A 25,835-nucleotide genomic window follows, 5' to 3' on the forward strand; every position below is an offset into this window, starting at 1 on the left:
CAACCCTGGCTCGAAAGAACGAAGCCGATTATCGCCGAAAAGAACGCATTCGAACTGCCGCAACCATGCGATTTGAATAACCGCCCGTGGAATGGGCGATGGTAGCGCGCGTCACGCCGCTACGTGACGCGCTTCAGGCATTACTGTGCTGCTGCGTGCAGATGCTTGCGCTTAGCCAGTTCCTGAGCCATTGCGTAGTGTTCCTGGATGGTCGGGAGCGCCTTCTTCGCTGCGTCCTTCAATTGTTCATCGCGGCCTGACGCGATTTCCGCCTGAAATGCCGAGAGTGCTTTTTGCTCGCCGGCGAGTGCGACCTGCTCGATGTAGACCTTGTCGAATTCGGCGCCGCGCAGGTTGTTGATGCTCGCGAGCACCGCGGTGTCCGGATCGTTCTTCGGCACGTCGACGCCGCGCGGGCTGGCGGCGCGCAGGGCTTCCGACAGTCTGGCGTTGTCGTTCGACACGCGTTCGGCAAATGCCTTGACGTCCCTATCGGTGGAGCGCGACGTGGCGATGCGCGCGGCATCGCGCTGCGTGGAGACGGCCCTGGTTGCATCCGCGATGAACGCCTGATCGGCGGCATGCAGACGGCCGGCCTCCGGCGTGGCCGCCGACGGCGCGGCTGGCGAAGTTTGAGCGCTGGCGGCGGTAGCGACAACCAGAAGACTGGCCATGCAGGCACTGGTGATGGCGAGAGGCAAGCGGATCATACGTTCTCCTTGTAGTGGAAGCGAAAGAACACCGATGCGCGGTGCATGGCTACTGGCTTGCAGTTGACATGCTGGTGAGTAGCGATGCCGCGATCGATCGCTGTGCATTCTAGGAGGCGCTTTACGTGGTGTGTGAAACGGTGCTGTCGTTTCTGTAACCGTAGGTAACGGTTTATTTTTTTGATTTTTTTTAGTTTTTTTGCCTTACGAAGCGTGTATTTTTGCGCCCCGCCTTATCGCAGCCGCGTCGCGGATTCGCGTTCCAGTCTTTGCAACAGCACGGCAACGAAGGCATCCGTTGCCGGCGACAGCGTTCGTCCGCGCTTCTTGACTAACGCGATCGGCCGCACGAAGGCCGGATCGTCGATCGGTCGGGCCACCAGTTTCGGCTCCGCCAGCACTTCGCGCGCGGCGCCCGGCAGAATCGTCACGCCGAGGCCGCCGCGCACCATCGCGACCGCCGTCATCATGTAGGTGGGCTCGCAACTCACCTCGGGCGTGCAGTGAGCGTTCGCCAGCGCGGCATCGACGACCGCGCGCACGCTCGTGCCGCGCGCCGTCAACACAAGCGGCACGCTGACGAGATCCTTCAACGTGATGCGGCGCTTGCGCGCCAGCGGATGATCCTTTGGACAGACCACGACCAAACGGTCTTCCGCGACGTGCAGCACCTCGAGCGTCGAATCGGATAGTTCGCCGCCGGTCAAGCCAACGTCGACCTCTTCGTTGCGCACCAGCGTATTCACCATCCCCGCCACCACGTCACGAATGTGAAATCCCACTCGCGGGAAATCGTGTTTGAACGCGCGAATCAGATCGGGCAGCAGGCTCGCCGCAAACGACGGCAAGCACGCAACGCGCACCGTCCCCGTCGAACCGTCGCCGAGCGCGCGGGCATCGAGCAGCACATGCTCCATGTCGTAGAGCGATTTTTGCAGCACCGGCAGCAGTTCGCGTCCTGTCGGCGTCAACGCCACGTTGCGGCTATTGCGATCGAACAGCCGCGCGCCGACCGTCTCCTCGAGGCGGCGGATTTGCACCGTCAAAGCAGGCTGCGACAGATGCAACTGCGCCGCCGCGCGCGTGAAGTTGCCTGTCTGCGCCACAGCGATGAACGCCCGGATATCGCGAAGATTCAGATCCATTACATTCTGTGATTGCTGCAATCAAATCATTTCAATTGCTTTATCGTCGTCACGAAACTACGCTGGAATGCACTAAAAAACAAGTTCGGAGACACGCAGATGCTGCCATTGCTGGGGCTCGCCACCATCGCCGTCCTGCTCGGGGCGATCCTTTCAAAACGCATGTCGCCGCTGGTCGCGCTGATCATCGTGCCGATTGCCGCGTCGCTAATCGGCGGCTTCGGGTTGCAAACGAGCAAATTCGTCATCGACGGACTCAAAAGCCTCGCGCCGGTAGTCGGCATGTTCGTGTTCGCGATCCTCTACTTCGGCACGATCACCGATGCCGGCACACTCGATCCGATCATCGATCGCATCCTCCGCGCGGTCGGCACGAAACCGACGCGCATCGTGGTGGGCACCACACTGCTCGCCCTGCTGATTCACCTTGACGGCTCCGGCGCGGTCTGTTTTCTGGTGACGATTCCCGCGATGCTGCCGCTCTACGACCGCCTGAACATGGATCGGCGCGTGCTGGCCGCGGCGGTGTCGATGGCGGCGGGCATCAACTTTCTGCCGTGGACAGGACCGATGATCCGCGCGTCGGCATCGCTTCATCTACCCATTTCCGCGCTGTTCAATCCGCTGATTCCAGTGCAGATCGCCGGCCTCGTGTTCGTCTTCGGCGTGGCGTTCTGGCTCGGCCGGCGTGAAGAAAAGCGCCTCGGCTTCTCCGCCGCCGACGGCGCCATCCCGATGCCGAAACGTGAACTCACGCCGGAAGAACAGGCGCTGCGCCGCCCGCAAAACTTCTGGTTCAACATTGTGCTGACGCTGATCGTGCTGGGCACGATGGTCGTGATGGGCGAGAAAATCCCGCCGGCGATCATGTTCATGGTCGGTTTGTGCATTGCGTTGATGGTGAACTATCCGAACGTGGAGATGCAGCGCAAGCGCATCGATGCGCACGCGCGCGCCGCGCTGATGATGGCGGGCATTCTTCTCGCGGCAGGCGTATTCACCGGCATCATGCAGGGCAGCGGCATGCTGAAGGCGATGGCGCAGGCTGCCGTCGGCTTCGTGCCGCCCGCCATGGCCGGCCACATTCCGGTTGCGCTCGGCCTCGTTGCGATGCCGCTCAGCATGCTGTTCGATCCCGACTCGTTCTATTTCGGGGTGCTGCCGGTCATCGCCGAAGTGGCGGCGCAACTCGGTGTGCCGGCAGTGCATGTCGGTCAGGCGGCGCTGCTCGGCCAGATGACCACGGGCTTTCCGGTCAGTCCGCTGACGCCCGCTACCTTCCTCGTGGTCGGCTTATGCGGCATCGATCTCGCGGATCACCAGAAATTTACGTTCCCGCTTCTGTTCGGCGCATCGATCGTGATGACGATCGCGTGTGTCGTGCTGGGCGTTTTTCCTCTATGAGCGCATTCACGGGCGATACCAGCATGGCGGCAACTTCACACGCGCGCGTTGTCCGGCTTGGCGCGGGCGCCGGCTATTCAGGCGACCGCATCGAACCCGCGGTCGAACTGGCGGAACACGGCGCACTCGATTACCTCGTATTCGAGTGCCTGGCCGAGCGAACCATCGCGATTGCCCAGCAGGCGCGGCGCAAAGATACCGAGCTTGGCTATGACCCGCTGCTGACGGCACGGATGAAGGCGGTCTTGCCCGTCGCCGTACGCAATGGCGTGCGGATCGTCTCGAACATGGGCGCCGCCAATCCGCGCGCCGCGGCGCGCGAAACGGCGCGAATCGCACGCGCGCTCGGCCTGCCCGGCTTGAAGATCGCCGCGGTCACGGGCGACGACGTGCTCGACGTCGTGCGGCAAGGCGATTTCCACTTCGAGGAATCGGGCGAAAGCGTCGCGTCATTTCATGACCGCCTCGTCTCGGCGAACGCCTATCTCGGCGCCGCGCCGATTGTCGAAGCGCTGGCGGCCGGCGCGGACATCGTATTGACGGGCCGGGTCGCCGATCCGTCGCTCTTCACCGCGCCGCTGATTCACGAATTCGGCTGGAATATGGACGATTGGGCGACGCTGGGACAGGCGACCGTCGTCGGCCATCTGCTCGAGTGCGCGGGACAGGTGACGGGCGGATACTTCGCCGATCCGGGCTTCAAGAATGTGCCGAACCTTGCGCGCCTCGGCTTTCCGATCGGCGAGGTCAGTGCCGATGGTTCCGTCACCATCGCGAAGGTGCCGCATGCGGGCGGCTGTGTCACCGAGGCGACCTGCAAGGAACAATTGCTCTACGAGATTCACGATCCGCAACGCTATCTGCAACCGGATGTGGTCGCCGACTTTATGCAGGTTCGCGTGGTTCAGCAAGCGCATGACCGCGTGCGTGTCACCGGCGGCCGCGGCACGCCGCGCACGGATACGCTGAAGGTATCGGTTGCGTATGTCGATGGTTTTATCGGCGAAGGGCAAATTTCTTACGGCGGTCCGGGCGCTGTCGAACGGGCGCGGCTCGCACTCGATATCGTTCGGGAAAGGCTCGAACTGAGCGGCGTCGAAACGCGCGAATTGCGTTTCGACCTGATTGGACTGAACGCTTTGCACGGCGAGACTGCGGGAACGCGCAGCACCGGGCCGCATGAGGTCCGCGCTCGCGTAGCCGGGCGCACGGCATCGGTCGAGCAGGCCGCGCAGATCGGCAACGAGGTCGAGACGCTTTATACCAATGGCCCGGCAGGCGGTGGCGGCGTCACGAAAGCAACCCGCGAAGTGCTTGCCGTGCAGTCGATTCTGTTGCCGAGGACGCACGTCAGCCCGTCGTTCGAATTTGTGGAGACTTGAGATGAAACTGCGGGACCTCGCCCATTCGCGAACCGGCGACAAAGGCAATACGCTGAACGTTTCGGTGATTTGCTACGACGCGCGGCATTATGAGCATCTGCGGCAGCAGGTCAGCGCTGAACGCGTGAAAGCCCATTTGGCCGACGTCGTGCAAGGTACGGTGACGCGTTTTGAATTGCCGAACCTCGGCGCGTTCAATTTCGTGCTGACGGAAGCGCTAGGCGGCGGCGTGACGCGCTCGCTCGCACTCGATGCGCACGGCAAGTCTTTGAGTTCCGCGTTGATGGATCTGGAGATCGACGCACCGTAAGTATGCGGACGCAACAAACTGGAGCCGCCGCCCGGATCGTGGCAAAAAACCTGCCTGGTCCACTCGACAGCTGAAGAGGTTTCTGTGCAGCGCCGCGATGTTGTGCGAACATCCGAAAACCTCACTGCGGCACCGGAGTTGGCAATGACTGACCACGACACGCTGCATCCGTTACGTCCCTTCCTGAAGAATTACGTGTGGGAGCATGGCCGGGTCGGGACGCGCTATCTCGATTGCGTCGATGGCGAAATCAAGTTCGACGACGGCAAGAAGTCACGTTTCGCCGTCGAAAAATATGTCTATGTGGCGCTCGGCAAAGACGCCGACGACGATCCGAAGGCCGAAGGCCCCGCCATTCAGGAGGCGGGTCTCGCCCGCTTCCTGCGCGCCGCCCAGTTCGGCAAACCGGAAGAAGCCGGTTCGGCGGCCGAGGTACAACGCGCGGTGCACGATTGCATCGAGCTTGGCATCTTTAGCGCCTATCAGCTCGATGCCCAGCAGGCGATGGCACGCTACGCGCAGGAAGCGATGTTCGACGACGAGATCCGTGCCGCCGTCGTCGCCGATATTCGGCGTGTGTATGTCGGCATGCGTGAACAACTCGCGCTTTATGACTTCACCGTGCTGCACGGCTTGCCCACGCCTCTGCTCTTTAGCGAAACACCGTTTATCGATTGGCGGGTGCGCGCGAGCCCGGCTCTGCCGCTCGTCTCGCTTCCGCTTGGGCCTTATTCCCTGCTGGTCGGCACGCCGTCCGGAAGAACGAGCCGTGCCGCGCCGGTGGCGTGGAAAACCGCGGTCTCGATGGGCTCGTTGAAGGATCACAACCGGCATATGGTCGAGCGGGCGCGCTTGTGGCTCGTTGCCACCAGCGACGATCAGCTCGTTGCCGTGCAAAGCCGCTTTAAGCCGGCCGACCCGGGCGGCGCGAAGCCCGCTTGAAGATGACGCGCACGACGCGTTAACCAACGCTCGTACACGCGCCCTTACTTACTGCGGACGCGGTTCGAGCGCGAGTGCGATCGCAAGATGTCCGGTCTCGATGCCCATCGTGTTGCGCATCGGCGGTGCGCGGTATGCATCGAGCGGGGTGCGTTGCTGCGCGCTGATCGTCGCGGTGTCGATTCCAGTGACGGTGCGATGGACGGCGTGGCGGATGAGCGCAGCCCAGGCACGAAAGCGCCTGGGCCAGCCGCTGCTCACCACCGGCATCACCGCGCTATGACGCGGCCCCGCTCGCTCACTACCTCGCCACGCTGCAGCACATACTCGAGGCGCTCGCCCTGCCCGGTCAGCACGCCGATATCCTTGAGCGGATCGCCGTCGACCACCAGCACATCCGCAATCGCCCCTGCCTGGATCACGCCGAGCTTGCCGCGCCGATCGACGATCTCCGCCGCGATCGTGGTGGCCGACCGTAACGCTTCCAGATTGCCGAGCACGTCGGCGCGAATGCGCAGCTCGTCGTTCTGGAAGGCGTGCATTTCGCCGAGCAAGTCCGAGCCGAATCCCATCGGCACACCCGCGTTCGCATAGATCTGCAACGAGTCGCGCCCTGCTTGCCGCACGGTTTCGACCTTCGCGATCGAATCCGCGGGCAAGCCATAATCGGCGCCGTGCCTGGCCAACGCATCGTAGGTGACAAGCGTGGGCACGACGAATGCGCCGTGCTCATGCATCAGTTTCGCCGCGGCTTCATCGACCAGGTTGCCGTGTTCGATCGTGCGCACTCCGCAGCGAATCGCTCGGGAAATCGCGCGGCCGGTGTACGCATGCGCCATCACATAGGTATTGGCCGCCTCCGCTTCGGCGACGATCGCGCGGATTTCATCCTCCGAGTACTGCGTGTTGCCGATCGGATCGGTCGGCGAGGCAACGCCGCCGGAGGCCATGATCTTGATCTGCGTGGCGCCCTTCTGAATCTCCTCACGCACCGCGAGCCGCACCGCATCCACCCCGTCGACAACCCGCGCAATCGCGCCGGCGCGAAAGCAGCACGAACACGGTTCGAGCATGTCGCCGCGCGGCCGGAAGTCGCCGTGCCCGCCGGTTTGCGACAACGCCTTGCCTGACGGGAAAATACGCGGCCCCGGAATCAGCCCGTTTTCCAGCGCTTGCGTCAGACCCCAGTCCGCGCCGCCCGCATCGCGCACGCTCGTAAAGCCGCGGCCGAGCATCGCCTTCAGAATCGGCAGCGCGCGAATCGCAGTGAGGATATTGGGCTGCGTTGCATTCAAGCCGAGGTTCGCGCGCGAAGCCAGCACGTGCACGTGACAATCGATCAGACCGGGCATCACCGTCTTGCCGCGCGCGTCGATGATGCGCGCGTTCGGCAGATCGACCGGACGATCGGTGACTTCGACGATATGGCTGCCTTCAATCACCACATGACGATGCTCGAGCAGCGTGCCTTGCGACATATCCAGCACGTTGCCGCCGCTGATTACCGTAATGCTCATAGATATCTTCCTGACTTGATGAAGGAGTCTCGCTGCTTTCCGTCAGCCGCGGCCGCGGCGCGTATCGCGCACATAGAAAGTGCCGACGAGGCTGATGCTTGCCGCGATCATCACGTAGATCGCGGGCGCCATATTGCTGCCCGTCGACGCGATCAGCCATGTGATGAAGAACGGCGCGAAGCCGCCGAAAATCGTCACCGCGAAGTTGTAGGCGACCGAGAGGCCCGTCGACAGCACCCTGGTCGGAAACAGTTCGGAGAACGCCGCGAGAATCGAGCCGGTGTAGGTGGCGATCAGCAAGCCGAACACGCCCTGGAACACCAGCAGCGAAGCGAGGCCCGGCGCGCGGTTGATGTAGGCGAACATCGGCCAGGCGAGCAGCAGGATCGACGCGGCGGCGCCGGACAGAAAGAAGCGGCGGCCGAAGCGGTCCGAGAGTTTGCCGACCACCGGCGAGAAGCACATGATCATCAGACCGCCGAACATGCCGGCGCGAAAGCCCGTCGATTGCGGCAGATGCAGCGTGCGCACCGCATACGTCGGCGTATAGAACAGCAGCACGTAGGTGCAAACCGTCCACAGGATCACCATCGAAAAACTGGCGAACGTCTCGCGCGGAAAGCGGCGAAATACTTCCATCAGCGGCGAATCGTTCTTTGCCTCTTCCGCGATCGCACTGAACACCGGCGTTTCGTCCATGCGGCTGCGAATGAAATAACCGACCGGGCCAATCAGAATGCCGATCAGGAACGGCATTCTCCAGCCCCACGAATGCAGCGCATCGGCGCTCAGACTCGACGTCACGAACGTGCCGACCGCCGCGCCCAACAGCACCGAAAACCCGATGCTCGACTGAATCCAGCTCGAGTAGAACGCGCGCTTTCCCGCCGGTGCGTATTCAGTGAGAAACGCGGTGGCGCTGCCCATTTCGCCGCCCGCCGAAAAACCTTGCAGCAGGCGCGCGATGACGATCAAAACCGGCGCCCACAAGCCGATCTGGTCGTAAGTCGGCGCGAAGCCGATCAGCGCCGTGCCGCCCGCCATCAGAAGAATGGTCAGCGACAGCGCAGCCTTTCGTCCGACTTTATCCGCGTACACGCCGAGTACGATGCCGCCCACTGGCCGCATGAAGAAACCCACGCCGAAGGTGGCGACGGCGAGCAGCAGCGAGGTCAGCTCATTGCCGGTCGGAAAGAACAGCTTGGCGATGATCACCGCAAAAAAACTGTAGACGGTGAAGTCGAACCACTCGAGTCCATTGCCGAGCACGGTGGCGATGATGGCGCGGCGCCGTTGCCCCGCGAGCGTATCGACGGATATCGCGACGTTGGATGAAAGCGTTCCTTGCATGGTCTCTTTCCTCATCTGGCTGCGTGTGTGGCTGCCGTGCGGCTTCTCGCGTGGCCGCTGCACCGGCGGATCTGTCAGCAAGGCGACGCATCGGAATCGGGCGGCGCTTTCGCATGCACAATGCCGATCCTAGAAGAGACCTGATTTGTTTTCGAAACGAAAGATTCGCATGCATGCATGCGCGTAGCGCATGCGAACGGCAGTCAGGCGGCTTACGCTTTGCTCATCTGCGTGCTGATCCGGGTGCTTAGCTGCGCGTTATTCTGCTCGTCTGCCTGCTCGAAGAGCCAGCGCGTAAACAAACGCGCCGCCTGATTCTGCGCGCGGTCGTTCGGCGACACGACGTAATAGCCGCCGCCGTGGCTCGCCGAAGCACGCGTGGCGCGTACCAGCAGCCCCTCGTTCAGACACGCGTCGATCATGTGACGCCAGCCGAGCGTCACGCCCTGGCCGAGAATCGCCATTTGCACCAGTTGCGGATAATGATTGACGACGACCGACTGCGGCGAATTCGGCATCGCCACACCATTGAGCCGGAACCATTCGGACCACGACATCCATTGCCGCTGACCATCTTCCTGCATCAGCAGCGTCTCGTGCGCGAGGTCGGCGGGTTCCAGCGCGCGGCCCGCCAGATAGTCCGGCGCGCAAACTGGATACACCTCTTCGTCGAAAATGCGACGAGCGGTGAAATGCGGTTCCGCGCGCTGGCGGATGTAGTACAGGCCCACATCGAATTCCGCGGGCGATAGCGACGCGAGTCCGTCGCGCACGATCATCCTGATCTTGACGTTCGGATGCGCGGCGCGAAAGGCGCCGAGCCGCGGCGTAAGCCACAGCACCGCGACGCCCGACGAGCAGGCAATCGTCAACTCCAGATCGCCGTATCGCTTCATCACGTCGAGCGTGGCTTCCGAGCAATTGGCGAGCAGCCACTGCACGTGCTTCGCATAGCCTTCGCCGGCGATCGTCAGACGTAACGCGCGGTGCTCTCGCACGAACAGCGAGCGGCCGAGGAAGTCTTCGAGCTGCGCGATCTGCCGGCTGACCGCGCTTTGCGTCAGATGCAGTTCCGCGGCCGCTTTGGTGAAGCTGGCATGCCGCACGGCCGATTCGAAGGCGATCAGGCATTGGAGCGGAGGTAAAGGAGCAATGCGCATGATGGTGACGACCGAGTGGCGTTGACACCATCATAGCGGGTCGAAGCCCGCATCAAATCATGCGCGCGACGCTTTCCGCAGTTGCGCGAGTTCCGCCTCGAGCGCTTCGATGCGCCGGTCGCGTTCGTCCAGCGCGGCGGCCACGTCCGCTGCGTCGAAACGCTGCGGAATATGCTGCGGGCAGTTCACGTCCCACGCGCTCACCGTCATCACGATCGCGCGTTCGCCGCGCGCTTTGTACTCTTGCGGCATCAGCTTTGCCAACAGAGCGGGATCGTCTTCGACCACGCGCGCCTCGCCCCAGATCTTGATGCGCTGCTGGTGTGCGTAGTCGATCAGGAACAGGTACGCCTTCGGATTGTCGGCGAGATTGCCCAGCGTGATGTATTGGCGGTTGCCGGCGAAATCGGCGAACGCGATCGTACGGTCGTCGAGCACGTGCAGAAAACCCGCGGGGCCGCCGCGATGCTGAATGTAGGGTTGCCCTTCGTCGTTCGCGGTGGCGAAGAACACGCTCGTCTGGCGTTCGATGAAACTCGCGACATCCGGCGTGATACGGGTCTGCCAGCCGCGTTCGGTTTCCATGCGCGCATAGGCGGCACGCGAACCGTTGCGGGTCTGGATCGCCTTCACTGTGGGCGTGAAGGCGATGTCGCTCGAATACGGATGTGGGCGCATCATTGAACAGCTCCTTTTTCGCGGATGGCACGTCCAACGTTACAGGCTTCCATGTTCAAGGAGAACCCGGCGATATCGGGAACCCGTCTTTCAAAAACTGAGAACATGGCATGGCGCCTGGCCGGATCGAGACGACAGCATCTCCGGCCTGTCATTCGCGCGCGCTGGCGGCGCCTCGCAGCGCGCGGCGGAATGGCGGTTCTACTGTTCAGCCAGCCTGCGTGCCGTATTCCGTAATGACCGCCGGTTTCGGCTTTGGCGGATTCGGGACGCTCTGCTGCGGCGCGTCCCGCCTCACCGGTTCCGTTTTCGCGCCCACCAGTTGCAGTGTGTTGTCGCGCACCTCGATCTTCACCGGGTCGGTCTGCTTCCACTGTTTTTTCGGCACCACCAGCTTCCACGTCGAATCCTTGCCCGCGTCGCGGAAAAACGCGACCACGCCGACATACTCCGCATCGCTGTTCATCGGTTCGGCAACGCTTGCGCTCGCATCGGGCCGCAGCACGACATCCTTCGTCGCCAGCAGGTCGGCTTTCAGCGCGTCGAGATCATTCGTCTGCAGTTGCATGTAGTCGAGCTGCTCGAACGCCTGCGGCGTTTTCAACTGATAGATCCGCACCACCGTCGACAACGATTGTCCAGCGCCGTTTGTGTTTAATGACGACCGGCTGACGAGGTCCACGTTCATCGTCTTGATCTGCGTGGTGAACGCCCATTTCGCTGCGTCCACTGTGCTGTCCTTCACCGCCTGCCCAACTCCGCAGCCTGCGACGGCAAAGGTGGCCAACGCCACTGCGCCGGTTCGAAGTGCTCGCATCATCCTGTTGGTTCTCCTGGTGTTCCGTGTTCATGAATCGTCGAGTCGCTGACTGTGTCAATGCCCTGGACGGTGTTGAACCGCTTGCCGGTCACTGCCACCCGTCCAGACGCCCAGTTGCACCCGCGTGACCGTGTCCGTTCGACCACGTGCGCGCAGCTGCGGCAACTGCGTTGTGTAACCGAGACTGACCTGATCCGAATTCAATACCTGCGCAGGCATCAGTTCCGGGCGCACGTGCATCTCCAGATGCGCCTGCGCCTCGTAGCCGAGATAGAACCGCAGCAGCGCCATCACTTCGCAGTGGTTGCCCTGCCCCGGCATCAGGCCGAGCACCGATTCGCGCGTCTGCGGGGCAATAACGACCCGCACCGAATTGCCCCGAGCGTAAAAACCACGGCCGAGCAGGCAGTTCTCGCCCAGCTCAGTCGGCTCGTAGTCTTCGACACTGATCCACACCGGATAAAACTCCTCGACGGTGATCCGCGCATCCGGCACCGCGTGCTGCAGTACGCCCGCGAGCCCTTCGGCCGTCCGCGTCTTCTGGCCCGCGAGCCCCAGCATCGACAGTAGTTTTCGAGTGCCGACCGCCTCCCCGGTTTCCGGGCTGCCGATGCCCAGCCCGGCGAAGCTCAACAGGTAACGCGAGATATCGTCCGTTCCGCCGCTGCGGAAGCCGGCCGGGTAGCGGTACTTGCGCCACACACGGTAGTACTGCGTGACGACGCGGTGATGGAACAGATCGAGGAAAGCCGACATCGGCTCGTCGCGCTGACGCAACCGCAGGCGAATGATCGCTTCGCGTCGGTCGGCATGCCAGTGAGATACATCGAAAAACCGCATGGCATCGCCTTGCAAGTGCGCGTGCGCGATTTGCAATCGACTGAACACATTCTTTCCGAGAACGGCGTAACACATGCGGGAACCGCGCGCGGTATCGCCGTCACGCCAGAATCTGCTGGCAACACCATCATCGAGTTTGTTGAGTGAGCGTCAGGTGGTTTCTGCCTGGTTTGGCAGCGATGGAGTCGTTGAGCCCTCTTGCTGAATGCATCGCTATTGTTCTTGCCACGCGGCAACTCGGGGAACAACCTGCCAGTCGCCATTGCTGTCTGGCGCGCAGCGACAAACTCCGCCCAGCCGAAGTCAAGAAGCGTCTGGCGCACCGGTAGCCAGCGCTGTGAAGCGCGCGACGGGTAGACGTTCGCGGCAGTACCTTACGTCGTGCTCGATAGTCAGGGTTATATCAACCTGAGCGCCTACGCGTGGGTTCACGGTGGGTTTTCGAAGCGTCACCGTGCGTCACACGGCGTGACACGGCGTCACGTGACTGGCAACGTTACAGTAACGGCGCGAGCGTTACCTGATTAATGTGCCGCGCTCGCTCATCTTCGGTGGCCACCATGCCTGCCATAGAAGCCGAAGCCGATGCCGACATCGACGGCCGGCGCCGCGTAATAGCCAGGCGCATAGCCGTAGTAGCCAGGCGCATAGCCGTAGTAGGCTGGCCCATATTCATATGCGGGCGCTGGCGCGTACCCATAACCGTACGGCGGAGCGACGACGCAGCCCGCGAGGCCAGCCGCCAGTGCGAAAATGCTGAATAGTCTGATCATGATGTCTCTCCCCACCTAAATTAGATAGACATGGGGTGGCATTGGTTCGGAACTGATGGGGAGGGCCGCAACCAGTTGTATCGAAAAGTTACGTATGACGCGAAGGAGATCGTCGCCTCGCGCAAGCTGACGGCAGAGCCTGTCCGCGCTCTGTGACAGAACGTGTCCCAAGGGACAAAAGCGCGTTGTCCCTTGGGGCGTCCCGATTCGGGACGCCTGCGGCCACGAAGTGGAACAGTCCCAAAAACGGAACTCTTCCGAAACTGGGACTGTTTTGGGATGCCATGCAACGCAGCGCAACGCGATGCAACGAAGATGCTTGAAGGAATGCATGCAGGATGCTTCAAGCATCTGCTATCGGAGTGCTAGCAACTGCTCACGGATGCTTGCACCAATGCCAGCACCCAAGGTAGGCAGCGGCACAAGCTTTCGCCTAAAATTTAAGCGTGGCTGTGACTTTTGGAGGCTGCCATGAGTGACTCGATGTTAGCGATTTTGATGGGGATCATCGTGGTTGTGTTTGGCACCGCGATCTGGGTCGCATCCGAGAATCGGGAGCGACTAACCCACTGGTTCCAGGAACATCATCTTCGGGACTTGATGCACCACAAGCATTGATGGCGCACCCAAAGGACATTTCAATGTTTGGCGGGTTCTTTGGCGGGTAGAAATGACTACGGGCCTAAAGGCCCGTAGTCATTGGTTTCCTGGCGGAGAGACGGGGATTCGAACCCCGGATAGGTTATTAACCTATCGACGGAAATCGAAACATTTATTATCTATCAATGACTTAGGAGTAGCATGACGTGCCATTGGCTCCATAACCTTGCAGGTACAAAGTCATGATTTTATTGGCTTATCCATCTCGCAATGGCACAGCCGCCGACGGCTCTCGCGACGTGCAGAACCACAAATTATTACAGCCTTCGCGTGCAGCCGCATACATTGGTAAAGCGACTTCCGCCCAAGACTCTTACCCGTCACAATTCATCGGCCAGATGCGGCATCCGGCCCTCTACACGAGCACCACCGGTTGCAGTGACACAGCCTTCCGCCCCTTGGCAGATCCGATTGTCGTGGCATCACTATCACCATGCGTTACGATCTCAAACTGGTTTTATCTCTGCGCCACCAGGAACAACGCCGTCCTTCAGGTAGCGCCATAGCGCGATCACGAGTCGCCGCGCGACTGCGACGATGGCGATCCGCCTCGCCCGGCGGTTGGGCCCGGTGCCCTGGGTGCGCTGGTTGAACCACCTCGTCAGCGCACTCCCGGGTTGATAGCGCAGCCACTGCCAGGCCGTCTCGATAAGCTGCGTGCGCACCCATCGGTTGCCTTGCTTGCTGATGCCCTGGTCTACCGGGGTCTCGGCGCTGTCGTACGGTTGCGGCACCAGCCCGACACATGCACCGACCTGCCGCCGGTTATTGAAATCGCGCCAAAAGAGTTCGAGCACCAGACGTGATGCGCCGATTTGACCAATGCCTCGGAGCTGCGTGAGGTGATTAATGCGTTCACGCACTGGCACTGGCAGGCGCTCCTGCAAGGTCCCCTCCAGCGCGGCCAGTTGACGCTCAGCCAGCGCGATCCGTTCTGCCTCGCGTAGCAACCGTTCGCGCAGCTCAGCTGGTAAGGCCGCACCGTCGTGACAAATGATCTCACCGCGTTCCGAGGCGGTCAGCAAACGCCTTATGGTCGACTTCGCCCCAGCAGCCAAAGGTTATCAGCAGTTTTCTCATGCGATCGCGATGCTGCAGCACTTCCTTTTGCAGTTGACCTCGATCACGCATGAGATGACGCGAGGCCTCGTCTTGTAGCGACGGTACACGAACCATACGCATGCGATCGCGTTCGCCATGCAGGCGTGACGGCGCGCTGTAGAGGATGCCGCGCACGGTGAACGTGCTGCAGCGGGTCACAAGCGCTTCTTCCTCGGCGAAGTCAGTGGTGCGACGTTCAGGCAGATCCAGCAGTTGTTCGCGCTCGATGCGAAACGCCGCGGCGTTGCGCCGGTTCCGACGGAGCACCACCTCGCGTACGAATTCATCGTAGGCGGGTCGGTCAGCGAAGTCGCGACGGCCACGAAGCATCAAGGCCTGGTCGACCGCTTCCTTCAGATACCGATGCGAGGTTTCCACACCATACTCTCGGTCGACTATCCAGGCAAATGAAACGCTGCCACTGGACGTCTTTCATCGATAAATGCGCTCCGGAAGTAATCCGCTCTGCTGCGGTCGCCTGTTTGTGACATCGCCCGGGCCAGACGCGCCCCCCAGTTGGGATTGCGCTCATGTGAGCCACCACCAATAGCGTGCACCTGACTTGCGTTTGCAAAAACCCATGTGATCCTGAATCTGTCCTCGCACTCGATCACGCAGGGACCGTCAGCCAGCGGGCATCCCTTCGATGCCCTCTGGCTGACAAACATTCACAACCAGATGGGATATTCAAATGCCAAATGCAAATCTGAAGTGGTTCGGCGCTGCAGCCTTCGCCGCCGCGCCGGCCAGTGCCTTCGCCAGCCCGGCCGGCGGATCTTCACGCCCCGTCACCGGGTTCGACCTGATAGATCGCGGCCGCGGACCGGCAAACATCGTGACACCTGGCAACGACATGTCAGCACAGCACCGTCACACCCAGCAGGTCACGCTCACCGTGCTGGATCCAACTGGCACCGTTGGTCCGGACGCCGCCTGCACGCTCAGCAACGACAAGGACTCGTGGTGTGGCCAGACGGGAGGCACGCTTACGCTTGGCCGATCAGTTGGGCACCTGCGCGTCACGTGCGTTACTGATGGCAAGACAGTCGCGTCGGCCACGGACCCCGCGGCACCGGCACAGATCAGTGTAGCCACAGGACCGTTCGGCCATGCCGCGGCAACCGTACCACAGTATCCCGGCGCGCTCGTCCTTGCTCCGGCAAGCGCAACCGTCGCGTCGGCCGCCTATCGCTGAGCAGCCGGCCTCCCTTCCCACACCTGAGCCAACCCATGGTCTCACTCCCACAAGGACATCCCTATGGGCAATCCCCGAAAGGGCCTCTGGCAGATATTCGTAGATGAATGCCGGCAGTGCCTCATCGACTACTCGACGCCGCTCATCGTCTTCGCACGGTGGATACGGCGCCATACGCACAAGTGAAACGTGACGGGTACACGCACGGAGATCCCGAATGGAAAACACACGCTTTACCGCAGCCAACGGCTGCGAGGTCATCAAGGTCGTGACCGACTCGGGTGTCACAGGCTATATCGACGCCAGCATCCCCCTCGATGCGATTGAGGCCTGGCACCGGCGCCTGGGTGCCGACCTCAGGCGCCCGATCGCACACTCGAGACGAATCCTGCGGCAGAACCGACGCCGCGTGTTCAGGCCGGCGCGAACCCGCACGTGCCGGCGGCGTCCAGGTCCGAGCCTGTGGCTGCCCAGACGCGGTCGCCCGCTCATCGTGCTTCGCTAGCGCAATCCGACTTGCGTTCCCGTCTGGCCATGTGAACCTGGATCTGTTCCGGCCCGCCGTCTGGTTGCGGTGAGCCGGACAGATCCAAGCCACTACCTATATGGAGCTTCCTATGCATAACGATCAACAGCACACGTCGTTTTTCAACTTCATCCACCCGGATCACGCGTGCCTGCCCCGCCCCGTCAGGATGTTCTGGAACACCGCGGCCGTACTGGTCTTCTTTATGCCAGCCTTCATGGCCTGCACCTCATGCCTTGGAATCGTGCTAGGACTCGACGCACTGCAGGGGGCTTGCCCGGCGCTGGTACAAGGTCTCGCCCTCGTAGTACTCGCAATGATCAAGGCCGGCTCCATTGCGTTCGCGGGTCTGTTCGTCACGGTTGCTTTCTGCGAACGCCATGGGCTGGCGCAACTTATCCGCGATGAGCTGTACGACACGATCGAGGAGGACGTCATCCCCTCGCTTCGCTAGGCACCCTGTGTATCTCTGCGCCTGTGACCAGTCTCTTCGCGATCATCGCCCCGCTTCCACGGAGAATCATCCATGAAAGACGCCATCGTATCTACGGCCCGCCTGTTTCCACCCATCCTGACCGGGACCCTCGCAGGTGCCGACCTTGGGTCAGTTCTTCACCTCAACGACATGCGGTTGCTATTCGCCATGCTGGTCTGCGTCGGCCTTGCGCTCGCGCTCCACCGCTACGTCCCCATTGCCCGCTGGCTGATGGCGGCAGGGACCGTGGCCGTCCTGCTGTTTGCGGTGGCTCAGTCTTCCGTACAGACGGCAGTCTTGCTCGGTGTCGGCATCGTATGCCGGCTGGCGTTAAACGCCGTGTACCGGTATCTTCAGGCTCTACGATCCGCCCCGCGGCCCGTAGAACAACCCACCCTACGCTCCCCTGCGCAGGCAGTCTCCGGCCAGCCCACGCCGCAGCGGGCGAATCTTTTGGACGGACGTGTGCAGCGGGCGCGATTTTCTTTTGACGCTATAACGGGCATGGCCGAAACGAAAGACCGGCTGCTCAATGCGGCACGTGACATCCTCACTCGCCCGGAGCAGGCAAGAAACGGCATCCTGCTCTCCGGTGAGCCAGGCAACGGCAAGACGATGTTCGCAGAAGCGTTGGCCGGTGAGCTGGGGATTCCGTTTTTCTCGATTTCCTACCAGGACATCGCCTCGAAGTGGATCAATGAGACACCTGAACGTGTGAAGGCGGCCTTTTCCCAGGCAACACGATTAGGACACGCAATTTTTTTCATCGATGAGATCGACGGATTTATCAAGTCACGCAATGACGCCCATGCGATGGATCGCGATCTCACCAATACCATGCTCACCGAGATGGTCCGCGTTCGCGGCACACCCGTTGTGCTCGTCGCCGCCACGAATGACCTCAGCTGGCTGGACGGGGCCGCGATCCGCGAGGGCCGCTTTGACTTCAAGGTGGAGGTCCCGCCACCAGATGCGCCGGCCCGTGAAGCGATCCTTCAGCGTTCAGTCGGCAAGACGCTTGGGTCGAACGCGCTCAGCGTACCGGTGCTCAAGAGTCTCGGAAAACGCTGGGCAGGCTTCAGTGCCGCGCGCCTGACAGCTATCGGACCGCAACTCGCCGACATGCGGCGGGAAGGTCTCTTTGGAAACGGCCAGGTGTCATTTGAAATTGCCATGCAGGCCATGCGCCGTGTCCAGGGTTCGAAGGGACAGCTGCCGGAGAAAGTCAAGGCAATCGAAGCGATCATCATGCCCGACGGGTCGCGCGACCACCTGAAGCGGCTCGGGCTGCGCCTGAAACATGTTCACCGGATGGAACAGCTCGGTAGTGCGCTGCCAAGGGGTGTGCTGTTCTATGGACCGCCGGGCACGGGCAAAACCCAGGCTGCAATGGCACTCGCAAAATCCAGCGGCTGGGCATTCCTCAAAACCACCGGCGCAGAACTGCTCCATAGCCATACCGCATGGGACCGGCTCTACCGTCAGGCGAAGGACCTCCGACCATGCATCGTGTTTGTCGATGAGGCGGACGACGTGCTTAGTGACCGGCGTATGTCCGGCGTTGCACCCGTGACCAACCGGATACTTGCCTCGATCGACGGCGCCGATGGCCGGGTGCCTGACGTACTGGTGATTGCCGCAACCAATCATCCTGAAACGCTGGATCCAGCCGTGCTGCGCGGCGGTCGCCTTGAGCAGAAGATCCGCTTTGATGTGCCCTCACGCGAATCGCTTTCGGCTTACATACGTGCCCAGCTGAAGCTCAAGGCTGGTGACACATTTGCATTCTCGCGGCATACGGTGGAATGCGTGACCACTGGTCTCGAAGGTTGCTCGATCGCTGACGCTGACGCCGCGCTGCAACGGATCGTCGACGAAGCAGCGGCGCGGCATATCGAGTCGGGAGCCACCACCATCACGACAGCCGACGTGCGTGCGGCACTCTCGACCCTAGATGTTTCTATCGGCTGACTCACTGCAGCGTATTCGCGTCGGTTGCCATGGCGAGTGTGGTGGCGGGCCTATAAGTCGCGCGCTCCCGCTCGTTCATGTTGGTCTGGAACTGGACGCTATTCTTCCTGACCGCCATTACCATCACACCGGGACACTAGGGTCTGTTTACATTTGAAAAAATGTGTTTACATCCTGTCTTTTGCGCTACGAGACGGGATGGTACGCACGTTACTGAGCGACGAAGTATGGAACAAAGTCCAAGCTATCCTGCCGGGCAAGGAAGGCGACCGTGGCCGAACGGCATCCAACAATCGCTGGTTCCTCGAAGCAGTGCTATGGATTGCCCGAACCGGCAGTCCGTGGCGCGATCTTCCCGCGGAATTCGGCCGATGGCATACGGTATATATCCGTTTCTCGCGCTGGCGAAGCAAGGGTGTATGGGCGCGGGTGGCGAATGCTTTGGCAGGCGAGACGGAAATCGAGCACATCCTGATCGATTCGACGATCGTGCGAGCGCACCAGCATTCGGCCGGGGCCTTAAAAAAAGCGGGCCGCAAGCGCTCGGACGTTCCCGAGGCGGATTGAGCACCAAAGTGCATCTGGCGGTAGATTCGAAAGGTCGCCCGTTGCGACTGATCGTCACTGAAGGACAGGTCGCCGACATCTCGTGCGCCGCGCAACTGGTCGAGCATCTGCGCACCGGAGCGGTTATCGCAGACAAGGGCTACGATGCTGACCACTTCGTGCGACGGATTCGGGCTACCCGGGCAAAGGTCGTGATTCCCCCGCGTTCGAATCGCAAGACAAAGCGCCGCTACAACCGTGCGCTGTACCGTACACGCAACCTGGTCGAACGGTTTTTCAATCGCATCAAGCATTTTCGCCGCGTCTCCACTCGATATGACAAGCTTGCCGAGAGCTATCTCGTGTTTGCATCGCTTGCCTGCGCGTTTGGGCCAGTCGTAAATGTGAACACTGCCTAACGAATACGGTTCTCACGACGCCAGACCGCGAAGACAATGGCTGCCGGGACATCATCTACATCGCCGCGACGAGCGGCTGTCGTAATGGACCCTGCGGTATTCGTTGGGAAACGCTGTGAGGAGACCCGGACGACTGGTTCCCGACGTCCGGGTAACGGTCCGTGGACAAACTGCAGTTCAACTGGCACCATGCCGATATATACCGTACACAACCGCCGCCTTCGCACTTGAGCACCTGATGAATACCCGGAATTTCGTGACCAACGCCCGCTTGATGTGCATGCACCTGGAGATACCTTATCCTGGGCGTTGAAAGCTTTTTTTGCTTTTTTTGAAAAGGGACGCCGCAGCGTCCCTTTTTCTTTTCTGGAGCGGCCATGACCTATCGATACATCACGACCCCCATCTACTACGTCAACGACCGTCCACACATGGGGCACGCCTACGCGAGCATTCACGCGGATGTCGTCGCACGCTACTTCCGTGCAGCAGGAGACACGGTGATGCTGCTGACGGGCGCGGACGAACATGGGGAAAAAATCGCCAGGGCGGCCGCACAGGCTGGAGAAGATCCCCGGATTTTCACGGACAGACACGCAAAGCTATTCGAAACGGCATGGCAACGACTTTCTGCTAGCCCAGACTGCTTTGTGCGGACCAGTGCTCCGGCCCACGCGAAGGTTGTATCTGACTGCCTCACAGACTCTTCGACGACGGTGAAATCTATCTGGCTGACTACGAAGCGCTCTATTCAGTAGCGCAGGAGCGTTTTGTGACCGAAAAGGAACTGGTCAACGGGAAGCTGCCCGAAGACCTGGATCCTCCGGTGTTACGTCGTGAGCCAAACTACTTTTTCCGGATGGAAAAGCACCGTCACTGGATCAGGCAAGTTCTCCTGGATGCGCCCCACCTCATCCAGCCAGCACAATACAGGAACGAAATCCTGAGGCTACTTGAAGAGCCTATCGGCGATCTGAGCATATCCCGTCCGCGCGAACGGCTTGAGTGGGGCATTCCCATTCCGTGGGACGACCAGCACGTTACATACGTATGGTTCGATGCGCTGTTGAGCTACGTGTCCCCATTGGGATACCCGGATCATCGCTCCTTCCATGACTTCTGGCCGGGTGTCCGGCACGTGATTGGAAAGGACATTTTGCGCACGCACACACTGTTCTGGCTGAGCATGTGTCATGCGCTGGGCATTCCACTATATCAGCGCCTTTTCGTTTCAGGCCATCTGCTCGGTCACGACGGGCGGAAAATGAGCAAGTCACTCGGCAACGGCGTGGATCCACTCATTGCGGCTGATACCTATGGCACTGACGTACTGCGCTATGCGTTGATTCGCGAGATCAGCTTCGGTGGGGACGGCATCATCAGCAACGAGATCATTGAAAAGCGGCTGAACCGGGATCTTGCGGATGATCTGGGCAATCTCGTGTCGCGCACACTGGCAATGATCGTGAAATACCGTGGTGGCCGTGTACCGGCACCCAAAGGCTATGGGCGGCTCGAGAACGAAATCATCACGCGCGCCGCCATCCTGCCAGGCGAAATTCTCGCACTCGTCGACAACATGAAACTCGCACCCGCAATGGAGCGGATTTTTGAATTCGTACGACACCTTAACGGCTACGTGTCAGTCGCCGCGCCTTGGGCACTCGCAAAGAATGAAGCAGCATCGGATCGAATCGACACGGTGCTCTATACGCTGGCGGAAGCAATTCACAGCGTCGCCATCCTCCTTGCGCCAGCAATGCCGGAAAAGATGCGTGAACTGCGGTGGTTGCTCGGGTGCTCCGCCGAGCCTGTTTGGGGCGCTCTATGGAGCAAAGGCGTCGCGCCAGGCAATCAGGTCCGCAATGGCGTTCTGTTTCCGAAGCGACCGCCGCTGAGTTGATCTTGAACACGATCGGATGGGTTTCGGTCCACGAACCGAAACTTCCTCCCTGCCTCGCTCGACCTTCTGTACACGATTAACACGAACGTCTCGGAGGTCCCTTTTTCGGCCTTATGGAAAGCTTCACATAAGGCCGAGCTGCAGCCCTTCCGTCGCACAGGACACCGTCTTAGGAAAACGCAAACGACAGGCGCCCTACCCCGGCCCGTTTGCCACGGTATTGCCACCATGCGATTGCGGCGATAACGGGTGTTGCAGCCAGTGCGGAGCACCGTTAGCAGCGTCGAAACCAGCACTTGCAGAACCTGAAACTGCCGTCCCCCAATTGCTCGCAAATTTTGCATAATTCTTTTAATCAACCGAGCTAGTTGTTAGGGCTTTTTGATAATGTCCGCTTTTAGCTGCATAGAAATGTCCGCTTTTGATGCCGTCGTATGCTAGCCAGCCGCCGTTTTTCCGGCGCTGGAGACTTCGATGGCTGTGACAGAACGGATAAGAGGGGTGGCCGGGATTCGCAAATATCTTAAGGTTCAGATATTAACGAATCCCGGTCGGACCTCAGCCTGGCCTGCTGCCGCTCAACAACGCTGAGCGGCAGCAGGCATAACAGGGCTGTTCCGACCACATACAAGAATTCGCTGGCAGTGTCCGGTGATACGAAAGTCAATCCAATGTTGTAAACGGGAGACACAAAAATTGAAAACAGGTCCCGATTTAATTTGACGGAAATATCATTGCGCGCAGGCCAAAAGCCGCGCATGAACCGCAGCGGTTATATAGACCAGCGGTTTGCCTTACAACTAAACATGGGGAGAGACTCTGTGAAGAAAACCATCAGCGCCATCGGTGGCGCACTTATCGCCGTCGCGGCCCAATCCGCTTTCGCGCAAAGCTCGGTCACCCTGTACGGCATCGTCGACACGAGCGTCCGCTATCTCACCAACGCCAATGCGAACAACGACAGCCAGGTATCGATGGGCGTCGGCCCGATCACCGGAAGCCGTTGGGGCTTGAAGGGTTCTGAAGACCTGGGCGGCGGCTTGTCTACGGTGTTCCGGCTTGAGAACGGCTTCAACCTGTGGAACGGCCAGTTTGCGAGCCAGAATACCCTCTTCAACCGGATGGCTTATGTTGGGCTGTCTAGCAACCAGTATGGCACGGTGACCTTCGGTCGCCAGAATACGCCGCTATTCGACCAGCTAGGGAACGTCTACGACCCGCTGACCGTCGGTAACTACGATCAGGACGGCTGGCTGCCTGGCGCACTCGGATACGGCCTGCGCCAGAACAACTCCGTCAAGTACAACGGCCAGTTCGGCGGCCTGAACGTGGAAGCCATGTATAGCTTTGGCGGTGTGGCCGGCAGCACCGGCGCGAACAACATGTACGGCTTGACGGCGTCCTATACGTACGGCGGCTTGTCCCTTGATGCAGGCTTTCAGCAGAACAGCGATGCACACAACAACAAGTTCAATGTTGTCAACGTGAGCGCTGTCTATGCGTTCAGCACGGTCAAGGCCTATGCAGGCTGGCTGCATGCGCAGGACAATACCGGCATCGTCGACCTTTACATGGCGGCCGCAAACTCGCCGGCTGCTGGCTTTTCGACGCCGGTGACGAATACCAACCGCGTCGACGACGGCTTCTACGTCGGTACCACCTGGCAGGTCACGGCGCCGCTGCTGTTGACTGCGGCGGCCTACTACGATCATTCCCGCAATGCGTTGGACGCCGACGGCACCACGCTCGGCCGCGGCGTCCGCTACTCGGGCGTGCTGCTAGCCGAATACTCGCTGTCCAAGCGGACCGAAGTGTATGGCACGGTCGATTTCATCCGCGGCACTGGCGCGGCGAAAGCAGACTTTCCAGGCCGCAACAACCAGACCGGCGTCGCGCTCGGCCTTCGCAACATATTCTGATTCGTGCTGACCGGTTTGCCGCCGGGCATCGCGCTTCCGAACCACCTGCGCGTGCTTTTTCTATACGCGCGCAGGTGGGGCGCAATGTGCTGCGGATGACCGGTCCGACCGCCAACCTCGCCCTCAGCCGCGAAAATCGAGTTTCCACACGCCCTCGGCCGCGTGCTGCCTCATGCAAAGGGCATACGCAATGTGAGCCGCGTAAGTCTGTGATCGGCGGCACGACCCTCTCCTGCCGTTGGCCCCGAGCAATCCCGATGGCGGCTTCTGAGGTGGAGCAGCCATCGAGTTGGACGACAGCCGCCTAACATCGGCGATGGCCGATGACGTGTCGGCGAGGAACACGTGCGATTGATCGTTGCACTTCATCAAAAGACGTTCAACCAACTGAGCGTCTAACGGCCGAGGTGGGCCGTCGAGACGCGACACTGGGCCCGCGCCGTCGTCATCACTGGCGAGTACCGCTGCGAACCTCTGTATTGGTCGCATAGCTCAAGGAGAAGAGTCGAGTTGGCCTATGGGGCGTCGAACGCATATTAGTCACGCCAGCGGCGAGCCTGATCCTCGTGCGGCTAGGCCGCCCGATCATGTTGCTGAGTCCGACGTGCCGCGCGACCGAAGAGACCGAGGACACGCTTACTAAAATCGCGCTTACAAGCCAAACAGCAGTCGTGTCCGGGTGGCACGGTCGCCCAACGGAGCATCCAGCCTCCTGTGCCCCAACTGGCGACTCTGCGTAAAACCGCCACCTTGCAACCGGCCGCATGCTTGCCTCAAATCGCTCCAACCGCGACATACGTCGGCTCGCATCCTATTGCGCTCAAGAAGCCATCCCAACCGTCGCGTGCCAGGGCAATGGTTGACGTGTTCACGAGCGGATGAAATAGCAGCCGGGACATTTCGCGCAGACTCTCGTCGATCACGAGTTCCACTGCCCTTTCCTTATCATTGATCAGAGCGAGCGGCGACAACGCACCCGGCACGACGCCCAAACGGTCGCGCAGGACATCCGCTGAGCACAACGAAAGCCGCCCACACCCTAGCCTGCGTCCTAGCGATGCCGCATCGACTTGGTGATCCGCTTGCGCGACGACCAACAGTAAACGCAGCTTCTTCTTGTCCTGCATCAGGAGGTTCTTACAGCGCGCCCCCTCGATGTCAAGGCCTAGCCGAGCGGACTCCTGCATCGAAGTCACGACGGCATGAGGTGTTTCCTCGTAAGCAATCGCGTTCTTATCGAGATACGCTAGCAACTCGTGCCTGCCTGCAAGCTGTTTTTGTTCGCTATAGGACATGGCTGAGAAACTCCCGCGTTCGCGGATCCCGGGGAGCATCGAAGAATTCCTTCGGCGATCCGGATTCCACGATCAGCCCTTTATCCGTGAAAAATACCTGATGCGCAACCTCGCGCGCGAAGCGCATCTCGTGTGTCACCAGGATGCTGGTCATGCCCTCCGACACGAGGTCCCTTATCGTGTTCAACACTTCCTTCACTGTCTCAGGGTCGAGTGCTGCAGTCACTTCGTCGAAGAGCATGACGCCGGGGCGCATCGCCAACGAGCGCGCGATGGCAACACGCTGCTGCTGCCCTCCTGACAACTGCCCGGGAAAAGACTTCTCTTTGCCGGACAAACGGACCTTGGCAAGCAGTTCAACCGCGCGCGCTTCGACTTCTTCTTTCGACTGACGCAACACGTTGATCGGCGCAAGCATCACGTTTTCCAGCACTGTCATATGGGGGAAAAGGTTGTATTGCTGAAACACCATCGACACGTCCTTGCGCAGCGCGATGCGATCCTTGTCGTTGCGCAGGGTGTGAACCGCATGGCCCGCAGCATAGACTTCACCATCGTCGATGTCGACGAGGCCGTTGATACAGCGCAAGAGCGTCGATTTGCCCGATCCGGATGGACCGATCAAAGCCGCCGCGGTCCCCTTTTCCACTTCGAGGGACACGCCGCGCAACACTTGATGCGTCCCAAAGGCCTTCTTTACATCGCGCACCGACACGATGGGCTCCGCCGCCGACGCTAAAGGCGGACGTGCGCTCGATGGCGCCAGTTCAATTCGCTGAGTGGCCGTCATATGT

Annotated in this window: 23 protein-coding genes and 3 pseudogenes; 13 read left to right on the top strand and 13 right to left on the bottom strand. The window is 60.8% G+C overall.

Annotated features, from left to right (window positions below; all coding sequences use genetic code 11):
• Nucleotides 1-140: 140 nt before the first annotated feature.
• Both AC07WT_RS13340 and AC07WT_RS13345 read right to left on the bottom strand, forming a co-directional pair.
• Nucleotides 141-710, bottom strand: coding sequence for a DUF4142 domain-containing protein (locus tag AC07WT_RS13340; protein WP_492594874.1), 570 nt, complete (start codon nt 708-710; stop codon nt 141-143).
• 233 nt (nt 711-943) lie between these two features.
• Nucleotides 944-1,855 carry a LysR family transcriptional regulator gene (locus AC07WT_RS13345; protein ID WP_494947464.1) on the bottom strand — a complete coding sequence of 304 codons (912 nt, stop codon included), beginning with the start codon at nt 1,853-1,855 and terminating at the stop codon, nt 944-946.
• A 99-nt stretch (nt 1,856-1,954) separates the two neighbouring features.
• Between AC07WT_RS13345 and AC07WT_RS13350 the strand changes: the two genes are divergently transcribed.
• The 4 genes from AC07WT_RS13350 (at nt 1,955) to AC07WT_RS13365 (ending at nt 5,893) form a co-directional block, all read left to right on the top strand.
• A complete protein-coding gene (locus AC07WT_RS13350; RefSeq protein ID WP_494947465.1) occupies nt 1,955-3,259 on the top strand; it encodes a CitMHS family transporter in 1,305 nt (434 codons plus the stop codon).
• Nucleotides 3,260-3,282: 23 nt separating this feature from the next.
• On the top strand, nt 3,283-4,641 hold the full coding sequence (locus AC07WT_RS13355; protein WP_494948431.1) for an acyclic terpene utilization AtuA family protein: 1,359 nt from the start codon (nt 3,283-3,285) through the stop codon (nt 4,639-4,641).
• Between the two features lies 1 nt (nt 4,642).
• Nucleotides 4,643-4,951, top strand: a complete 309-nt coding sequence (locus AC07WT_RS13360) for an AtuA-related protein (protein ID WP_494947466.1) — start codon at nt 4,643-4,645, stop codon at nt 4,949-4,951.
• Nucleotides 4,952-5,095: 144 nt separating this feature from the next.
• A complete protein-coding gene (locus tag AC07WT_RS13365) occupies nt 5,096-5,893 on the top strand; it encodes a hypothetical protein (RefSeq protein ID WP_494947467.1) in 798 nt (265 codons plus the stop codon).
• Between the two features lie 48 nt (nt 5,894-5,941).
• Here AC07WT_RS13365 and AC07WT_RS13370 read toward each other — a convergent pair whose 3' ends face one another.
• From AC07WT_RS13370 to tssG, 7 genes and pseudogenes are all read right to left on the bottom strand, one after another.
• Nucleotides 5,942-6,163: a hypothetical protein gene (locus AC07WT_RS13370; protein WP_494947468.1), complete on the bottom strand. Its 222-nt coding sequence runs from the start codon at nt 6,161-6,163 to the stop codon at nt 5,942-5,944.
• On the bottom strand, nt 6,163-7,410 hold the full coding sequence (locus tag AC07WT_RS13375) for a metal-dependent hydrolase family protein (protein ID WP_494947469.1): 1,248 nt from the start codon (nt 7,408-7,410) through the stop codon (nt 6,163-6,165). The genes AC07WT_RS13370 and AC07WT_RS13375 overlap by 1 nt, the downstream gene beginning before the upstream one ends.
• A 42-nt stretch (nt 7,411-7,452) precedes the next feature.
• Nucleotides 7,453-8,760, bottom strand: coding sequence for an MFS transporter (locus AC07WT_RS13380; RefSeq protein WP_494947470.1), 1,308 nt, complete (start codon nt 8,758-8,760; stop codon nt 7,453-7,455).
• Nucleotides 8,761-8,972: 212 nt separating this feature from the next.
• Nucleotides 8,973-9,920 carry a LysR substrate-binding domain-containing protein gene (locus AC07WT_RS13385; RefSeq protein WP_494947471.1) on the bottom strand — a complete coding sequence of 316 codons (948 nt, stop codon included), beginning with the start codon at nt 9,918-9,920 and terminating at the stop codon, nt 8,973-8,975.
• A gap of 57 nt (nt 9,921-9,977) precedes the next feature.
• Nucleotides 9,978-10,601 (bottom strand): pyridoxamine 5'-phosphate oxidase family protein, encoded by a 624-nt coding sequence (locus AC07WT_RS13390; protein WP_494947472.1) that lies wholly within the window; start codon nt 10,599-10,601, stop codon nt 9,978-9,980.
• A gap of 205 nt (nt 10,602-10,806) precedes the next feature.
• Nucleotides 10,807-11,418 (bottom strand): type VI secretion system lipoprotein TssJ, encoded by a 612-nt coding sequence (gene tssJ, locus AC07WT_RS13395; RefSeq protein ID WP_494947473.1) that lies wholly within the window; start codon nt 11,416-11,418, stop codon nt 10,807-10,809.
• A gap of 54 nt (nt 11,419-11,472) precedes the next feature.
• Nucleotides 11,473-12,192, bottom strand: a pseudogene (gene tssG, locus AC07WT_RS13400) (type VI secretion system baseplate subunit TssG); the annotation flags it as partial.
• On the opposite strand from tssG, the gene AC07WT_RS13405 reads away from it, so the two are divergent.
• Nucleotides 12,148-12,405 (top strand): hypothetical protein, encoded by a 258-nt coding sequence (locus tag AC07WT_RS13405; protein WP_494947474.1) that lies wholly within the window; start codon nt 12,148-12,150, stop codon nt 12,403-12,405. The pseudogene tssG and the gene AC07WT_RS13405 sit on opposite strands and share 45 nt — an antisense overlap.
• A 395-nt stretch (nt 12,406-12,800) precedes the next feature.
• On the opposite strand, the gene AC07WT_RS13410 is transcribed toward AC07WT_RS13405, so the two are convergent.
• Nucleotides 12,801-13,031: a hypothetical protein gene (locus AC07WT_RS13410; protein WP_494947475.1), complete on the bottom strand. Its 231-nt coding sequence runs from the start codon at nt 13,029-13,031 to the stop codon at nt 12,801-12,803.
• 471 nt (nt 13,032-13,502) lie between these two features.
• Here AC07WT_RS13410 and AC07WT_RS13415 point away from each other — a divergent pair, with 471 nt between their 5' ends.
• On the top strand, nt 13,503-13,649 hold the full coding sequence (locus AC07WT_RS13415; protein ID WP_492594847.1) for a hypothetical protein: 147 nt from the start codon (nt 13,503-13,505) through the stop codon (nt 13,647-13,649).
• 488 nt (nt 13,650-14,137) lie between these two features.
• Here AC07WT_RS13415 and AC07WT_RS13420 read toward each other — a convergent pair.
• Nucleotides 14,138-14,894 (bottom strand): annotated as a pseudogene (locus AC07WT_RS13420) (IS110 family transposase); the annotation flags it as partial.
• A gap of 589 nt (nt 14,895-15,483) precedes the next feature.
• Here AC07WT_RS13420 and AC07WT_RS13425 point away from each other — a divergent pair.
• The 7 genes and pseudogenes from AC07WT_RS13425 (at nt 15,484) to AC07WT_RS13455 (ending at nt 23,746) form a co-directional block, all read left to right on the top strand.
• Nucleotides 15,484-15,987: a hypothetical protein gene (locus AC07WT_RS13425; protein ID WP_494947476.1), complete on the top strand. Its 504-nt coding sequence runs from the start codon at nt 15,484-15,486 to the stop codon at nt 15,985-15,987.
• A gap of 617 nt (nt 15,988-16,604) precedes the next feature.
• A complete protein-coding gene (locus tag AC07WT_RS13430) occupies nt 16,605-16,967 on the top strand; it encodes a hypothetical protein (RefSeq protein ID WP_492594845.1) in 363 nt (120 codons plus the stop codon).
• Between the two features lie 72 nt (nt 16,968-17,039).
• Complete coding sequence (locus AC07WT_RS13435; protein WP_492594844.1) at nt 17,040-18,959, top strand: AAA family ATPase; 1,920 nt, start codon at nt 17,040-17,042, stop codon at nt 18,957-18,959.
• A 198-nt stretch (nt 18,960-19,157) separates the two neighbouring features.
• A pseudogene (locus AC07WT_RS13440) lies at nt 19,158-19,924 on the top strand (IS5 family transposase).
• A 377-nt stretch (nt 19,925-20,301) separates the two neighbouring features.
• Complete coding sequence (locus AC07WT_RS13445; protein ID WP_494947477.1) at nt 20,302-20,682, top strand: class I tRNA ligase family protein; 381 nt, start codon at nt 20,302-20,304, stop codon at nt 20,680-20,682.
• Nucleotides 20,683-20,696: 14 nt separating this feature from the next.
• Entirely contained in the window at nt 20,697-21,827 is a 1,131-nt protein-coding gene (locus tag AC07WT_RS13450) for a class I tRNA ligase family protein (protein ID WP_494947478.1), read from the top strand.
• A gap of 821 nt (nt 21,828-22,648) precedes the next feature.
• Nucleotides 22,649-23,746, top strand: a complete 1,098-nt coding sequence (locus AC07WT_RS13455; RefSeq protein WP_494947479.1) for a porin — start codon at nt 22,649-22,651, stop codon at nt 23,744-23,746.
• 773 nt (nt 23,747-24,519) lie between these two features.
• On the opposite strand, the gene AC07WT_RS13460 is transcribed toward AC07WT_RS13455, so the two are convergent.
• Nucleotides 24,520-25,041, bottom strand: coding sequence for a prolyl-tRNA synthetase associated domain-containing protein (locus AC07WT_RS13460; protein WP_494947480.1), 522 nt, complete (start codon nt 25,039-25,041; stop codon nt 24,520-24,522).
• Nucleotides 25,031-25,831 (bottom strand): amino acid ABC transporter ATP-binding protein, encoded by an 801-nt coding sequence (locus AC07WT_RS13465; protein ID WP_492595461.1) that lies wholly within the window; start codon nt 25,829-25,831, stop codon nt 25,031-25,033. The genes AC07WT_RS13460 and AC07WT_RS13465 overlap by 11 nt, the downstream gene beginning before the upstream one ends.
• Nucleotides 25,832-25,835: the final 4 nt, after the last annotated feature.

Source organism: Paraburkholderia sp. GW821-FHT02A12 (assembly GCF_059422005.1).

Excerpts from the sequence above, each read along its gene's own strand:
- AC07WT_RS13410 (WP_494947475.1), bottom strand. The coding sequence starts at position 13,031 with ATGATCAGACTATTCAGCATTTTCGCACTGGCGGCTGGCCTCGCGGGC.
- AC07WT_RS13405 (WP_494947474.1), top strand. The coding sequence starts at position 12,148 with ATGGAACAGATCGAGGAAAGCCGACATCGGCTCGTCGCGCTGACGCAA.
- AC07WT_RS13365 (WP_494947467.1), top strand. The coding sequence starts at position 5,096 with ATGACTGACCACGACACGCTGCATCCGTTACGTCCCTTCCTGAAGAAT.
- AC07WT_RS13385 (WP_494947471.1), bottom strand. The coding sequence starts at position 9,920 with ATGCGCATTGCTCCTTTACCTCCGCTCCAATGCCTGATCGCCTTCGAA.
- AC07WT_RS13415 (WP_492594847.1), top strand. The coding sequence starts at position 13,503 with ATGAGTGACTCGATGTTAGCGATTTTGATGGGGATCATCGTGGTTGTG.
- AC07WT_RS13380 (WP_494947470.1), bottom strand. The coding sequence starts at position 8,760 with ATGCAAGGAACGCTTTCATCCAACGTCGCGATATCCGTCGATACGCTC.
- AC07WT_RS13370 (WP_494947468.1), bottom strand. The coding sequence starts at position 6,163 with ATGCCGGTGGTGAGCAGCGGCTGGCCCAGGCGCTTTCGTGCCTGGGCT.
- AC07WT_RS13425 (WP_494947476.1), top strand. The coding sequence starts at position 15,484 with ATGCCAAATGCAAATCTGAAGTGGTTCGGCGCTGCAGCCTTCGCCGCC.
- AC07WT_RS13340 (WP_492594874.1), bottom strand. The coding sequence starts at position 710 with ATGATCCGCTTGCCTCTCGCCATCACCAGTGCCTGCATGGCCAGTCTT.
- tssJ (WP_494947473.1), bottom strand. The coding sequence starts at position 11,418 with ATGATGCGAGCACTTCGAACCGGCGCAGTGGCGTTGGCCACCTTTGCC.
- AC07WT_RS13390 (WP_494947472.1), bottom strand. The coding sequence starts at position 10,601 with ATGATGCGCCCACATCCGTATTCGAGCGACATCGCCTTCACGCCCACA.
- AC07WT_RS13350 (WP_494947465.1), top strand. The coding sequence starts at position 1,955 with ATGCTGCCATTGCTGGGGCTCGCCACCATCGCCGTCCTGCTCGGGGCG.
- AC07WT_RS13360 (WP_494947466.1), top strand. The coding sequence starts at position 4,643 with ATGAAACTGCGGGACCTCGCCCATTCGCGAACCGGCGACAAAGGCAAT.
- AC07WT_RS13375 (WP_494947469.1), bottom strand. The coding sequence starts at position 7,410 with ATGAGCATTACGGTAATCAGCGGCGGCAACGTGCTGGATATGTCGCAA.
- AC07WT_RS13345 (WP_494947464.1), bottom strand. The coding sequence starts at position 1,855 with ATGGATCTGAATCTTCGCGATATCCGGGCGTTCATCGCTGTGGCGCAG.
- AC07WT_RS13355 (WP_494948431.1), top strand. The coding sequence starts at position 3,283 with ATGGCGGCAACTTCACACGCGCGCGTTGTCCGGCTTGGCGCGGGCGCC.
- AC07WT_RS13465 (WP_492595461.1), bottom strand. The coding sequence starts at position 25,831 with ATGACGGCCACTCAGCGAATTGAACTGGCGCCATCGAGCGCACGTCCG.
- AC07WT_RS13445 (WP_494947477.1), top strand. The coding sequence starts at position 20,302 with ATGACCTATCGATACATCACGACCCCCATCTACTACGTCAACGACCGT.
- AC07WT_RS13435 (WP_492594844.1), top strand. The coding sequence starts at position 17,040 with ATGAAAGACGCCATCGTATCTACGGCCCGCCTGTTTCCACCCATCCTG.
- AC07WT_RS13430 (WP_492594845.1), top strand. The coding sequence starts at position 16,605 with ATGCATAACGATCAACAGCACACGTCGTTTTTCAACTTCATCCACCCG.
- AC07WT_RS13460 (WP_494947480.1), bottom strand. The coding sequence starts at position 25,041 with ATGTCCTATAGCGAACAAAAACAGCTTGCAGGCAGGCACGAGTTGCTA.